The sequence below is a fragment of the Halomonas sp. ND22Bw genome (genome assembly GCF_003011945.1).
In the GTDB taxonomy this organism is placed as follows: Bacteria; Pseudomonadota; Gammaproteobacteria; order Pseudomonadales; family Halomonadaceae; genus Halomonas; species Halomonas halophila.
The window spans coordinates 1-229 of record NZ_PXWD01001959.1 but is presented as its reverse complement, the minus strand read 5'-3'; the positions used below and the strand labels follow the sequence as shown (position 1 = coordinate 229).

1 pseudogene is annotated in these 229 nt (G+C 70.7%); it reads right to left on the bottom strand.

Annotated features, from left to right (window positions below):
- Positions 1–229 (bottom strand): annotated as a pseudogene (locus tag CVH10_RS25145) (cobalt chelatase); the annotation flags it as partial.

Genomic DNA, 229 nt, shown 5'->3' with positions numbered 1-229 from the left:
CAGCAGGCGCTTGTGCGCCCAGTCCAGCGCCTCGCCGTCGATGTTCTCCTTGAGCAGGCCCTCGCGCATCATCAGGCCGAGGTTCTTGCGCGCGCGCCGCCAGGGAGCGTCCGCCGACTTGTAGACGATGTGGCGCAGGTCGTTGAGGCGGCCCGGCGTGTTCGGCTTGCCGCCGGCCAGCCACGCTTCCCGCGATTGTCCGCCCTTCCAGGCACGCGTGGTGCAGCCG